Source organism: Bacillus sp. MZGC1 (assembly GCF_002998605.1).
Lineage (GTDB): Bacteria > Bacillota > Bacilli > Bacillales > Bacillaceae > Bacillus.
The window spans coordinates 649,020-661,511 of record NZ_PVRE01000002.1; the positions used below are offsets into that span (position 1 = coordinate 649,020).

Annotated in this window: 15 protein-coding genes; 14 read left to right on the plus strand and 1 reads right to left on the minus strand. The window is 43.0% G+C overall.

The features are described from left to right. Window positions 1–3: 3 nt before the first annotated feature. The 4 genes from rsgA (at window position 4) to spoVM (ending at window position 2,411) form a co-directional block, all read left to right on the plus strand. Window positions 4–900 (plus strand): ribosome small subunit-dependent GTPase A, encoded by an 897-nt coding sequence (gene rsgA / locus C6Y06_RS08505; protein ID WP_060596224.1) that lies wholly within the window; start codon window positions 4–6, stop codon window positions 898–900. Window positions 901–903: 3 nt separating this feature from the next. Continuing rightward, window positions 904–1,554, plus strand: coding sequence for a ribulose-phosphate 3-epimerase (rpe, locus tag C6Y06_RS08510; RefSeq protein WP_060596225.1), 651 nt, complete (start codon window positions 904–906; stop codon window positions 1,552–1,554). Between the two features lie 60 nt (window positions 1,555–1,614). Continuing rightward, the gene (locus C6Y06_RS08515; RefSeq protein ID WP_060596226.1) at window positions 1,615–2,259 is read left to right on the plus strand and encodes a thiamine diphosphokinase; all 645 of its coding nucleotides are present in this window, start codon (window positions 1,615–1,617) and stop codon (window positions 2,257–2,259) included. A gap of 71 nt (window positions 2,260–2,330) precedes the next feature. After that, the gene (spoVM, locus tag C6Y06_RS08520) at window positions 2,331–2,411 is read left to right on the plus strand and encodes a stage V sporulation protein SpoVM (protein WP_008354550.1); all 81 of its coding nucleotides are present in this window, start codon (window positions 2,331–2,333) and stop codon (window positions 2,409–2,411) included. 69 nt (window positions 2,412–2,480) lie between these two features. Here spoVM and rpmB read toward each other — a convergent pair whose 3' ends face one another. After that, complete coding sequence (gene rpmB, locus C6Y06_RS08525; RefSeq protein WP_003212514.1) at window positions 2,481–2,669, minus strand: 50S ribosomal protein L28; 189 nt, start codon at window positions 2,667–2,669, stop codon at window positions 2,481–2,483. A gap of 271 nt (window positions 2,670–2,940) precedes the next feature. Between rpmB and C6Y06_RS08530 the strand changes: the two genes are divergently transcribed. The 10 genes from C6Y06_RS08530 (at window position 2,941) to acpP (ending at window position 12,464) form a co-directional block, all read left to right on the plus strand. Next, window positions 2,941–3,303: an Asp23/Gls24 family envelope stress response protein gene (locus C6Y06_RS08530; protein ID WP_003211680.1), complete on the plus strand. Its 363-nt coding sequence runs from the start codon at window positions 2,941–2,943 to the stop codon at window positions 3,301–3,303. 15 nt (window positions 3,304–3,318) lie between these two features. Further along, entirely contained in the window at window positions 3,319–4,992 is a 1,674-nt protein-coding gene (locus tag C6Y06_RS08535; RefSeq protein ID WP_060596227.1) for a DAK2 domain-containing protein, read from the plus strand. A gap of 149 nt (window positions 4,993–5,141) precedes the next feature. Next, a complete protein-coding gene (gene sdaAB, locus C6Y06_RS08540; protein ID WP_034662425.1) occupies window positions 5,142–5,804 on the plus strand; it encodes an L-serine ammonia-lyase, iron-sulfur-dependent subunit beta in 663 nt (220 codons plus the stop codon). 20 nt (window positions 5,805–5,824) lie between these two features. Then, a complete protein-coding gene (gene sdaAA / locus C6Y06_RS08545; protein WP_034663849.1) occupies window positions 5,825–6,727 on the plus strand; it encodes an L-serine ammonia-lyase, iron-sulfur-dependent, subunit alpha in 903 nt (300 codons plus the stop codon). Then, window positions 6,705–8,753 (plus strand): ATP-dependent DNA helicase RecG, encoded by a 2,049-nt coding sequence (gene recG / locus C6Y06_RS08550; protein WP_060596232.1) that lies wholly within the window; start codon window positions 6,705–6,707, stop codon window positions 8,751–8,753. Before sdaAA ends, recG begins: the two co-directional genes overlap by 23 nt. A 112-nt stretch (window positions 8,754–8,865) precedes the next feature. Continuing rightward, window positions 8,866–9,432 carry a transcription factor FapR gene (fapR, locus tag C6Y06_RS08555; protein ID WP_024424199.1) on the plus strand — a complete coding sequence of 189 codons (567 nt, stop codon included), beginning with the start codon at window positions 8,866–8,868 and terminating at the stop codon, window positions 9,430–9,432. 15 nt (window positions 9,433–9,447) lie between these two features. Then, on the plus strand, window positions 9,448–10,446 hold the full coding sequence (gene plsX / locus C6Y06_RS08560) for a phosphate acyltransferase PlsX (protein ID WP_034662420.1): 999 nt from the start codon (window positions 9,448–9,450) through the stop codon (window positions 10,444–10,446). A gap of 15 nt (window positions 10,447–10,461) precedes the next feature. Beyond that, window positions 10,462–11,406: an ACP S-malonyltransferase gene (gene fabD / locus C6Y06_RS08565; RefSeq protein WP_060596233.1), complete on the plus strand. Its 945-nt coding sequence runs from the start codon at window positions 10,462–10,464 to the stop codon at window positions 11,404–11,406. Beyond that, entirely contained in the window at window positions 11,406–12,149 is a 744-nt protein-coding gene (gene fabG, locus C6Y06_RS08570) for a 3-oxoacyl-[acyl-carrier-protein] reductase (RefSeq protein ID WP_060596235.1), read from the plus strand. Before fabD ends, fabG begins: the two co-directional genes overlap by 1 nt. Window positions 12,150–12,230: 81 nt before the next feature. Continuing rightward, a complete protein-coding gene (acpP, locus tag C6Y06_RS08575; protein ID WP_003212028.1) occupies window positions 12,231–12,464 on the plus strand; it encodes an acyl carrier protein in 234 nt (77 codons plus the stop codon). Window positions 12,465–12,492: the final 28 nt, after the last annotated feature.

A 12,492-nucleotide genomic window follows, 5' to 3' on the forward strand; every position in this document is an offset into this window, starting at 1 on the left:
TTTATGCCTGAGGGCAAAATTATTAAAGCATTAAGTGGATTCTACTATGTGCTGGATGAGTCACAAGAAAGTGGAAAAGTGGTTCAGTGCAGAGCAAGAGGCATTTTTCGAAAAAACAAAATCACACCTCTTGTTGGAGATTATGTCGTGTATCAAGCAGACAACGATAAAGAAGGCTACTTATTAGAAGTAAAAGAACGGACAAACGAACTTGTTCGTCCGCCTATTAGTAACGTCGATCAAGCGGTACTTGTTTTCTCAGCAGCAGAACCAACCTTTAGCACATCACTTTTAGACAGATTTTTAGTGCTTGTTGAAGCCAATCATATTGAGCCGATTATCTGCATCACTAAAATGGACTTATTGAAAACAGACGAAGAGCGTGAAACGATCATGGCATATGCAGACGACTATCGGCAAATGGGCTATGAGGTTCATTTAACCTCTACGATTGAAGGAGATGGCATTGAGAAGCTGACCCCGCATTTTCACAATAAGATCACTGTATTTGCCGGTCAGTCTGGTGTAGGCAAGTCCTCCCTTTTAAATGCGATGAGTCCTGAATTGGCGCTGAAAACAAATGATATCTCATCCCATCTCGGACGAGGAAAGCATACGACAAGGCATGTTGAACTTATTCGAACAGCAGACGGGCTCATTGCAGATACTCCTGGCTTTAGCTCGCTCGAATTTACTGGGATCGAAGCAGAAGATCTAGGTCTATACTTTTTAGACATCAGAGAGCGGAGTGCAGATTGTAAATTTAGAGGCTGCCTGCACGTGAAAGAGCCTGGGTGTGCGATAAAAGATGCGGTCGAGCATGATCAAATCAAAGAGTATCGTTATCAGCATTATTTAGAGTTTTTAACTGAAATCAAAGACAGAAAGCCGAGGTACTAAATCATGGTTTATATTGCCCCTTCCATTTTATCAGCAGATTTTGCCAATTTGGAGAAAGATATCCGTGATGTGGAACAAGGCGGTGCGGATTACATTCATATCGATGTCATGGACGGTCATTTTGTACCGAATATGACATTTGGGCCGAATGTTGTCGAAGCGATTAGACCGCATACGCGTCTTCCGCTTGATGTTCACTTAATGATTGAGCAGCCAGACCGGTATATTCCTGCATTCGCAAAAGCAGGCGCTGATATTATTTCTGTTCATGTGGAAGCTTGTCCGCACTTACACCGAACAATACAGCACATTAAAGAACAAGGTGTAAAAGCAGGGGTCGTCTTGAATCCTCACACACCTGTTTCTCACATTGAGCATGTATTAGAGGATGTGGACCTTGTGTTATTCATGACGGTAAATCCTGGTTTTGGGGGACAAGCATTTATTCCATCTGTTCTCACGAAGGTAAAAGAAGTAAAAGCACTGAGTGAACAAAAGGGCTTAACCGATTTACTGATAGAAATAGACGGTGGTGTCAATGTAGAAACTGCAAAGGATTGCAAAGAAGCAGGCGCTAATTTACTTGTAGCGGGCTCAGCGGTATACGGTAAAGACAACCGCGCAGCAGCGATCCAGGCAATTCGAGAAGCGTAAAGAAAGGAACCAAAGTCATTGTGATCTTTGGTTCTTTTTATATAGAGAGGAGCGTATATCATGCACATACATATCGTAGCCGGCGGTCCTTTTGAATACATTCCGCCACTTGAACATGAAGCATCACAGAAGGATATTCTCTGGATTGGTGTAGACCGTGGAACCCTCTTCTTACTAGAGCAAGGCATCATCCCTGCCAAAGCCTTTGGTGATTTTGACAGTGTGACAGAAGAAGAGCTTCGGGAGCTGAAAGAAAAATTGCCTGCCCTGAATGTATTTCAAGCTGAAAAGGATGAAACCGATTTAGAGCTTGCACTGAACTGGGCATTGAGTCAGCATCCAGCACATATTTACATCTACGGTATTACGGGAGGAAGGGCTGATCATTTTCTAGGAAATATCCATCTTCTTTACAAAGGGATTCAGCACAAGCAGAATATCACCCTTGTAGATAAACAAAATATCATTCAAATGTTTGAACCTGGTACATACGAAATAAAAGAAGATCAGGATAAAAAATATGTGTCGTTTCTACCCTTTGGAACACCGGTTGAAAAGCTGACATTAAAAGGTTTCAAATATCCTCTGAAAAATTGTCATATTGAGCCTGGTTCCACACTATGTATTAGTAACGAACTCATCCACTCAAATGGTACTTTTTCTTTTCATGAAGGCATATTAATAATGGTAAGAAGCAAAGATTGACCAACCTATCAATGTGGATGGCTGATTAAGCTCAATTGTGCTGCAAGCGGTACTTTTAGGAGGGGGACAAAATGAAATTTTATACAATCAAACTGCCTAGATTTCTTGGCGGCATTGTCCGTGCGATGCTTGGTTCATTTAAGAAAGATTAATGAGTAATCTCCTTTATTTCCACATAAAAACGCCTGCTACAATGAATTGTAGCAGGCGTTTACTCTTGCTTATACACGCTCAACTTTACCAGATTTCAAAGCTCGAGCTGATACATATACTCTTTTAGGCTTACCGTCCACTAGAATACGAACTTTTTGAAGGTTCGCACCCCATGTACGTTTTGTAGAGTTCATTGCGTGAGAACGGTTGTTCCCAGCTTTTGTTTTTCTGCCTGTAATAACGCATTTACGTGCCATTTGTTTCCCTCCTAACTGCGAAAACATCATCATATTCTTCATATACGTACTTAGAGATGCCTCAAGATACTTTAATAATTTACCACAGCTTCAAGGGGTTTGCAAGGATTGTTTACTCCTCTTTCAAGAAAAATACCTTGACATCTTGATAAAAAATCAAGGCTATAGTATAAGTAGGATTGGGTCGGATTGAATGATTTCTTTTAAAAAGAAGGGTCTTATAGTAAAATAGTGATAACTCAGGGCAATTTCTCAAAAAGGGGGAACCAATGTGTCCATTGAACTTAGAACGAAATACGGACAAATTGATATATCAAATGAAGTCATTGCAATGGTGGCAGGAGGCGCTGCGATCGATTGCTATGGTATTGTTGGGATGGCGTCCAAAAATCAAATCAAGGACGGCTTGACGGATATTCTCCGCAAAGAGAACTTCAGCCGGGGTGTTCTTGTGCGTCAAAAAGAAGACCGCATTCATATTGATATGTACATCATCGTCAGCTACGGTACAAAAATATCAGAAGTCGCACATAATGTTCAAACGAAAGTCAAATATACGATTTCTCACACAGTTGGACTTTCTGTTGATTCGGTCAACATTTATGTACAAGGAGTAAGAGTTACGAACCCGTAGTAAGGAGGAAATATATTGTCTATTAGAAATCTTGATGGCCGCTCATTTGCAAAAATGATTCTTGCAGGTGCTCACCATCTTTCTCAAAACGCACAAATTGTTGATGCGTTAAATGTTTTTCCAGTGCCAGACGGAGACACGGGGACAAATATGAATTTGTCGATGACTTCAGGGGCAAAAGCAGTTGAAGAAACAAATACCGATCATATTGGGAAGGTCGGCGTGGCCCTGTCAAAAGGGCTGTTGATGGGCGCAAGAGGAAACTCAGGCGTGATCCTTTCACAGCTCTTTAGAGGTTTCAGTAAACATATTGAACAAAAAGAAACGATTGATGCAAAAGAATTTGCCCTTGCCTTACAGGCAGGTGTTGATACAGCATATAAAGCCGTGATGAAACCGATTGAAGGGACCATCTTAACGGTTGCAAAGGATGCAGCAAAGAAAGCGGTTGCTGTTTCAGCAGCAGAAAATGACATTGACCGCGTTCTTGAGTTAACGATTGAGGAAGCGAGAGCATCACTTGATCGAACGCCAGATCTGCTTCCTGTTTTAAAAGAAGTGGGCGTTGTCGATAGTGGGGGTAAAGGACTTCTGTGCGTATATGAAGGTTTCCTTGCTTCATTAAGAGGAGAGGACCTCCATCTGAAAGCGGCCTCTTTGCCAACGTTAAAAGAACTTGTCAGTGCAGAGCATCATAAAAGTGCACAAAGCCATATGAACACTGAAGATATCGAATTTGGTTATTGTACTGAATTTATGGTGAAATTTGAAGAAGACAAACAGTCCTTTGATGAGAATGCCTTCAGAGAAGACTTAAGCGAATTCGGAGATTCACTTCTTGTGGTGTCTGATGAAACGCTGGCGAAAGTTCATATTCATGCAGAGCAGCCTGGAGATGTCTTATCCTATGCACAGCGCTACGGCAGCCTGATCAATATGAAAATTGAAAATATGAGAGAGCAGCATAGCTCGATTGTGAACGAAGAAAGAGAACACGCGCCCGCTGCACCAAAGGCACCTGCTGCTGAAAAACAGCGCTTTGGAGTCGTCAGTGTCGCAATGGGAGAAGGAATTGCTGACTTGTTTAAAAGTATCGGAGCTTCCGTCGTCATTGAAGGCGGACAGACGATGAACCCGAGCACAGAAGACATTGTCACAGCAATTGAAAGCGTACATGCCGAAACCGTCTTTATCTTACCTAATAATTCTAATATTGTCATGGCAGCGAAACAGGCGGCAACTGTCTCAAGTCGTGAGGTCGTTGTCATTCCGACGAAGACCGTTCCCCAAGGAATGTCGGCACTTCTTTCTCTAAATGAAGCAGCTTCAAATGAAGACAACGAAGCAGCGATGCTAGAAGCGATTGACCACGTGAAAAGCGGCCAAATTACCTTTGCAGTAAGAGATACCCAAATTGATGGTATTGATATTGCCAAAGGCGATTATATGGGTCTCTTTAACGGGAAAATTACCTTAACCGCGAAAAATCAATTAGATGCAGCAAAAGAGCTTTTGACCAAAATGGTGACAGAAGATGATGAGATTGTCACGATCATTAAAGGGGAAGATGCATCATCTGAAGAGATGGATGCGTTAGAAGCCTTTATTGAAGAAACATTTGAAGAGGTAGAAGTTGAAGTCCACGATGGAAAACAGCCGCTTTATTCATATATTTTGGCTGTTGAATAACGAAAGAAGGGCAAATAAAGCCCTTCTTCTTCTTTTGCAATTTTTTACTAGTGATTCAACGGTGAAATGAGTTGCGGGAAACGAATGAATCCATTAGTCTAAAGAAAGAACCAAACCAATATGTGAGTGGTTATGAGAGGGGAAGACCTATGAAATTTAGAAGTGTGTTTGATATTATTGGACCCGTCATGATTGGTCCATCAAGTTCGCACACAGCGGGTGCGGCTCGTATAGGAAGAGTGGCTCGCAGCTTATTTGGAAGAGAACCGAAACAAATTGTCGTTTCATTTTATGGCTCTTTTAAAGATACGTATAAAGGACACGGTACAGATGTCGCCATTATCGGCGGTGTTCTTGACTTTGATACATTTGATGAACGCATCAAAACAGCGATTGATATTGCAAAAAGCAAAGAGATCGACATTGAATTTAAAGAAGAAGATGCGGTGCCAGCGCATCCGAATACAGCAAAAGTAGAGATATCAGATGCAAATGGAAAGCTTGAATTAATCGGGATTTCCATCGGCGGTGGTAAAATTGAAATCACTGAACTGAATGGCTTTGAGCTCAGGCTTTCAGGAAATCATCCTGCCATTCTTGTGGTTCATAACGATCGCTACGGCACGATTGCAGCAGTGGCCAATGTGTTAGCGAAATTCGCCATCAACATCGGTCATATGGAAGTGGCACGTAAAGATGTCGGGCAAGAGGCTCTGATGACCATCGAAGTGGATCAAAATATTGACCCAGCTGTCCTATCAGAGCTTGAAACGCTGCCAAACATTATTCAAGTCACACAAATTGCAGAGTAACAACAAGGAGGTTATGAATGATGTTTAAAAACGTCAAAGAACTCGTGCAGCTAACAGAAGAACGGAATACCTCCATTTCAGAAATAATGATCGCGCAAGAAATGGAAGTGACAGGGAAGTCACGTGAAGATATTTTCTCCCAGATGTACCGCAACCTAGAAGTGATGGAACAGGCCGTAGAAAACGGGCTGAAAGGTGTGAAATCATTATCAGGTTTAACAGGCGGAGATGCGGTCAAGCTTCAAGCATATATCGCATCAGGCAAAACGCTGTCTGGACATACAATATTAGATGCTGTCAGTAAGGCAGTGGCAACGAATGAAGTCAATGCCGCAATGGGGACGATTTGTGCAACGCCTACAGCAGGCTCAGCAGGTGTTGTGCCGGGTACGTTATTTGCAGTAAAAGAAACATTAAAGCCAACTAAGGAACAAATGGTCAGATTCCTATTCACCTCTGGCGCATTTGGCTTTGTTGTGGCCAATAATGCGAGCATCTCTGGTGCAGCAGGCGGCTGTCAGGCAGAGGTAGGTTCAGCATCAGGTATGGCGGCAGCAGCCATTGTCGAAATGGCAGGCGGTACACCTCAGCAATCTGCTGAAGCGATGGCGATTACACTGAAAAATATGCTTGGACTTGTTTGTGACCCAGTAGCTGGACTTGTCGAGGTACCGTGCGTAAAACGAAACGCAATGGGTGCATCAAATGCGATGATCGCAGCAGATATGGCACTTGCCGGCATCACAAGCCGTATTCCATGTGATGAAGTCATTGATGCGATGTATAAAATCGGTCAAACCATGCCAACGGCACTTCGTGAAACAGCACAAGGCGGACTTGCTGCAACACCGACAGCAAGAGAGCTTGAAAAGAAGATTTTCGGAGGTGTGACCTCATCTCGTGATACAGAAACTGCAAGATAATGTCTCTGTCCTCAAAGGGATTGGAGAAGAAACCGAAAAAACACTCAATGAACTTGGAATCTATACAGTAGCCGATTTGCTTGGCTACTTTCCTTATCGATATGACGACTATGAGCTTCGTAATTTAGAAGAAGTTAAGCATGATGAACGTGTCACAGTTGAAGGGAAAGTGCACAGTGAGCCCGTCCTCACCTATTATGGAAAAAAACGAAGCAGGCTGACATTCAGGCTGCTTGTCGGGCGTTTTCTCATCACAGCGATTTGCTTCAATCGCCCTTATTTAAAACGAAGCCTTGTTTTAGGTGATACAGTATCCGTCACTGGGAAATGGGATAAAAACCGTCAATCCATCATGGTGCAGGAATTTAAAAAAGGGACGCACGAGCAAGATGGCAGTATAGAGCCTGTTTATTCAGTAAAAGAAAATGTAACCGTGAAGATGATGAGACGCTTTGTGAAACAGGCCCTGTCACTTTATGTAGACAAAGCTGAAGATCCACTGCCAAAGCAACTTGTCTCTACCTATAAACTCATGTCCTATCAGGAAGCATTAAAAACCATTCACCTGCCAGAAACAAGAGACTCGCTCAAGCAAGCAAGACGCCGCTTTGTGTACGAGGAATTTCTCATCTTTCAGTTGAAGATGCAGGCAATCAGAAAGAAAGAGCGAGAAAAAACATCAGGCATCCAGCATCCGTTTTCCAAAGAGGCTGTTTTTGAGTTTGTTCACAGCCTGCCATTTCCGCTGACGAAGGCACAATCAAGAGTGCTTGATGAAATTATGTCTGATATGGCATCCCCGTACCGGATGAACCGTCTGCTTCAAGGGGATGTAGGCTCAGGGAAAACAGCTGTTGCAGCCATTGCACTTTATGCCGCTCATTTATCCGGCTATCAAGGTGCATTAATGGTCCCAACAGAGATTTTGGCAGAACAGCATGCAGATTCACTTTACCAGCTGTTTGAAAAATGGGGACTGAATATCGCCCTTCTGACAAGCTCTGTGAAAGGAAAGCGCCGCAGAGAATTGCTGGAACGTCTAAAAGAGGGCGAGATTGATATATTAGTCGGTACGCATGCGCTCATTCAAGACGAAGTCGAATTTCAGCAGCTCGGTCTTGTTATCACAGATGAGCAGCACCGGTTTGGCGTAGAACAGCGAAAAAAACTAAGAAGTAAAGGGCAGGACCCAGATGTCTTGTTTATGACTGCCACACCTATTCCGCGAACACTTGCAATCACTGTTTTTGGAGAAATGGACGTATCCGTCATTGATGAATTACCAGCCGGCAGAAAACAGATCGAAACGTATTGGGTCAAGCATGACATGCTTGAGAGGATTCTTGCATTTGTGGATAAAGAGCTGAGAAAAGGAAGACAGGCGTATATTATTTGTCCGCTCATAGAAGAATCAGACAAGCTGGATGTGCAAAATGCGATCGATGTCCACAGTATGCTGACAGAGGCTTACCGCGGTAAGTGGTCGATCGGCTTAATGCACGGGAAACTGGCGAGTGATGAAAAAGATCAGGTGATGAGAGACTTTACAGCAAATGAAGTTCAAATTCTCGTTTCAACCACAGTCGTTGAAGTCGGGGTCAACGTACCGAATGCGACTATCATGGTCATTTATGATGCAGACCGCTTCGGACTGTCTCAGCTTCATCAGCTCAGAGGCCGGGTTGGACGCGGAGAGCATCAATCATTTTGTGTTTTAATGGCGGATCCAAAATCAGAAACGGGGAAAGAGCGGATGCGGATCATGTCCGAAACAACCGACGGTTTTGAGCTGTCAGAAAAGGACTTAGAACTAAGAGGACCCGGCGATTTCTTCGGTAAAAAACAAAGCGGAATGCCTGAATTTAAAGTAGCAGATATGGTTCATGACTACAGAGCGCTGGAAACCGCTAGAAAAGATGCGGCAGAACTTGTGCAATCAGACGCATTTTGGACAGATCCCGAATACAAAGAACTTCGGCAAACGCTGGTAGACAGCGGGGTGCTGGGCGGAGATAAATTAAGCTGATCAAGCGCTGGAGGAATTTTCTTGTCTTTTTGAAACAAGGATTGATTTATCATCTATGAGATTATATACTACTATTAGTACCTAGTCATAAATGTACGGATGGTGTCTGCATATGAAACTAAATAAAAAAGAACGTCAAAAGCTTCTCCAGCAAACGATCAGCTCGACTCCGTTCATTACTGATGAAGAATTGGCAAGTAAATTCGGTGTAAGCATTCAAACGGTTCGTCTTGATCGTTTGGAACTGTCGATTCCTGAATTACGCGAAAGAATTAAGCATGTGGCCGAAAAGACATTAGAGGATGAAGTGAAGTCACTTCCGCTGGATGAAGTGATTGGAGAAATGATTGATGTAGAGCTTGATGACCAAGCCATTTCCATTTTAGAAGTGAGAAAAGAGCATGTATTTAGCCGAAATCAAATTGCCAGGGGACATCATCTCTTCGCCCAGGCTAATTCGCTCGCAGTAGCCGTCATCGACGATGAACTGGCGCTGACAGCAAAAGCGAATATCAGATTTACAAGGCAGGTTAAACAAGGCGAACGAGTCGTCTCAAAAGCTAAAGTAGCCTCACATGATAAAGAAAAAGGCAGAACTGTAGTTGAAGTAAACAGCTATGTCGGTGAGGAAGTTGTCTTCTCAGGTGACTTCGTCATGTATCGCTCAAAACAAAAGTAAAAGGTGGCACGTAATATGAGAATTGCAGTCGATGCAATGGGGGGAGACCATGCCCCTAAAGCCATTATTGACGGTGTGCAAAAAAGCTTAACGGCATTTTCAGATATCGAGATTACACTTGTCGGCGATGAAAACAAAATCAAACCATACATAACAAATAACGAGCGCATCACGATTTTAGATGCAAAAGAAGTCATTGAACCGACAGATGAACCAGTGCGTGCAGTTAGACGTAAAAAGGATTCATCTATGGTGAAAATGGCGCAGGAAGTATCCGAGGGACGTGCAGATGCCTGCATCTCAGCAGGAAATACTGGAGCTCTCATGACAGCAGGATTGTTTATCGTAGGCAGAATCGACGGCATAGACAGACCGGCACTTGCTCCAACACTGCCAACACTTGATGGCAGCGGGTTTTTATTACTGGATGTCGGCGCAAACGTTGATGCGAAACCAGAACACCTAATGCAATATGCCATGATGGGATCAATCTACGCAGAGCGTGTCTTTCCAAAGAGCAATCCGCGCGTTGGATTGTTAAATGTAGGAACAGAAGATAAAAAAGGTAACGATCTCACGAAAAAAACCTTTGAATTATTAAAAGCATCAGACTTGAATTTCGTAGGAAATGTGGAGTCTCGTGATTTACTAGAAGGTGTTGCTGATGTTGTTGTCACAGATGGTTTCACAGGAAATATCGCCTTGAAAACGATTGAAGGCACAGCCCTTTCTGTATTTAAAATGCTGAAAGAAACATTAACATCCAGCTTCACAGCAAAAATAGCAGCTGGCATGATGAAGCCGAAATTGATGCAGATGAAGTCTAAAATGGATTACTCCGAATATGGCGGTGCCGCTTTATTTGGTTTAAAAGCACCTGTCATTAAAGCACACGGCTCCTCTGATGAAAACGCCATTTTTCATGCAATTCGTCAGGCACGTGATATCGTAGAAAAAGACGTTTCAGCCATCATTCATCAAGAAGTCCAAAAAGAAACCACGAACGAGTCTTAATGGAGGTAAAGCAGCATGACTAAAATTGCATTTTTATTCCCTGGCCAAGGCTCTCAAAAAATTGGCATGGGAAAAGATTTATTTGACCAAGAAGCAGTATCTAAAGCTGTATTTGAAGAAGCAGACAAGACCCTCGGTTTTGAATTATCTTCGATGATTTTTGAAGGAGATGCAGAAGAACTGACGCTCACTTATAATGCGCAGCCAGCTCTTTTAACGACAAGTATCGCCATCTTAAAGAAATTTGAAGAGAGCGGAATCAAAGCAGATTACGCAGCAGGACATAGCCTTGGTGAATATACGGCCCTCGTTGCAGCAGGCGCACTTTCGTTTCAAGGTGCTGTCTATGCAGTAAGAAAGCGCGGCGAATTAATGAACGAAGCTGTTCCAGCAGGAGAAGGCGCCATGGCAGCGATTCTTGGCTTAGATCAAGCGGCGCTTCTAGAAGTGACAAAAGAAGTGACAGAGAGCGGTCACCTTGTAGAACTCGCTAACCTAAACTGTCCTGGTCAAATCGTCATCTCTGGTACAGCAAAAGGTGTAGAACTAGCTTCAGAGAAAGCGAAAGAAAAAGGCGCAAAACGTGCGATTGCCCTTGAAGTGAGCGGACCTTTCCATTCTGCCTTAATGAAACCAGCCGCTGAAAAATTCACAGATGTTCTGTCAAAGCTAGACATTTCGGATGCCAAAACACCAGTGATCTCAAATGTAACAGCAGACATCGTCACATCTCGTGATGCTATTGAGACAAAGCTCATTGAACAATTGTATTCTCCTGTTCGATTTGAAGAAAGTGTGGAACGCCTCATTGATTTAGGCGTGACAACGTTTATTGAAATTGGTCCGGGCAAAGTACTTTCAGGCCTTGTGAAAAAGGTCAATCGCCGCCTGACAACCATTTCTGTTTCAGATCAGGAAACAATTGAAGCAGCTATTCAAACATTGAAGGAGGATTCTTGATGCTGACAAATAAAACAGCCGTTGTAACAGGTGCATCACGCGGGATTGGCCGTTCCATCGCGATCGATTTAGCGAAGAATGGTGCAAATGTTGTCGTCAACTATTCTGGAAACGAAGCAAAAGCAAATGAAGTCGTAGACGAAATCAAAGCACTTGGCCAGCAGGCATTTGCCGTTAAAGCTGATGTTTCAAATGCTGAAGAAGTACAAGCGCTCATGAAACAAGCAATTGACACATTTGGTTCAATTGACATCCTTGTCAATAATGCAGGGATCACAAAGGACAACCTGCTCATGAGAATGAAAGAAAATGAATGGGATGACGTCATTAACATAAACTTAAAAGGGGTCTTTAACTGTACAAAAGCCGTGACACGTCAAATGATGAAACAGCGCAGCGGAAGAATCATCAACTTGGCTTCAGTGGTTGGCGTATGTGGAAACCCTGGACAAGCAAACTATGTTGCAGCAAAAGCTGGCGTCATCGGGTTAACGAAAACAACAGCAAAAGAGCTGGCAACCCGTCATATTACAGTCAATGCAGTAGCACCAGGCTTTATTTCGACAGATATGACAGACAAGCTTGATGAGAATGTGCAGTCTGAAATGCTCAAACAAATCCCGCTTGCACGCTTTGGTGCACCTGAAGATATTAGCAACGTCGTTGTCTTTTTAGCTTCAGAAGGAGCAGGTTATATTACAGGCCAAACCATCCAAGTAGATGGCGGAATGGTTATGTCCTAAGAAATATCAAAATTTCATTAGGTTTTCTCTAGTTTTTTAAAAACGAATCAACTATAATACTTTGAGGGGAGGTGAAAGGCAATGGCAGACGTATTAGAGCGTGTATCAAAAATTATTGTAGACCGCCTTGGCGTTGATGAGGCTGACGTGAAAATGGAAGCTTCATTTAAAGAAGATTTAGGCGCTGATTCCCTTGATGTAGTTGAGCTAGTTATGGAACTTGAAGATGAGTTCGATATGGAAATTTCTGACGAAGATGCTGAAAAAATTGCAACAGTCGGTGACGCTGTGAACTACATAAATAGCCAGCAATAAGCGTAACAAAGTCCCGTCTATTTTCATG

Excerpts from the sequence above, each read along its gene's own strand:
- rsgA (WP_060596224.1), top strand. The coding sequence starts at position 4 with ATGCCTGAGGGCAAAATTATTAAAGCATTAAGTGGATTCTACTATGTG.
- rpe (WP_060596225.1), top strand. The coding sequence starts at position 904 with ATGGTTTATATTGCCCCTTCCATTTTATCAGCAGATTTTGCCAATTTG.
- C6Y06_RS08515 (WP_060596226.1), top strand. The coding sequence starts at position 1,615 with ATGCACATACATATCGTAGCCGGCGGTCCTTTTGAATACATTCCGCCA.
- spoVM (WP_008354550.1), top strand. The coding sequence starts at position 2,331 with ATGAAATTTTATACAATCAAACTGCCTAGATTTCTTGGCGGCATTGTC.
- rpmB (WP_003212514.1), bottom strand. The coding sequence starts at position 2,669 with ATGGCACGTAAATGCGTTATTACAGGCAGAAAAACAAAAGCTGGGAAC.
- sdaAB (WP_034662425.1), top strand. The coding sequence starts at position 5,142 with ATGAAATTTAGAAGTGTGTTTGATATTATTGGACCCGTCATGATTGGT.
- sdaAA (WP_034663849.1), top strand. The coding sequence starts at position 5,825 with ATGTTTAAAAACGTCAAAGAACTCGTGCAGCTAACAGAAGAACGGAAT.
- fapR (WP_024424199.1), top strand. The coding sequence starts at position 8,866 with ATGAAACTAAATAAAAAAGAACGTCAAAAGCTTCTCCAGCAAACGATC.
- plsX (WP_034662420.1), top strand. The coding sequence starts at position 9,448 with ATGAGAATTGCAGTCGATGCAATGGGGGGAGACCATGCCCCTAAAGCC.
- fabD (WP_060596233.1), top strand. The coding sequence starts at position 10,462 with ATGACTAAAATTGCATTTTTATTCCCTGGCCAAGGCTCTCAAAAAATT.
- fabG (WP_060596235.1), top strand. The coding sequence starts at position 11,406 with ATGCTGACAAATAAAACAGCCGTTGTAACAGGTGCATCACGCGGGATT.
- acpP (WP_003212028.1), top strand. The coding sequence starts at position 12,231 with ATGGCAGACGTATTAGAGCGTGTATCAAAAATTATTGTAGACCGCCTT.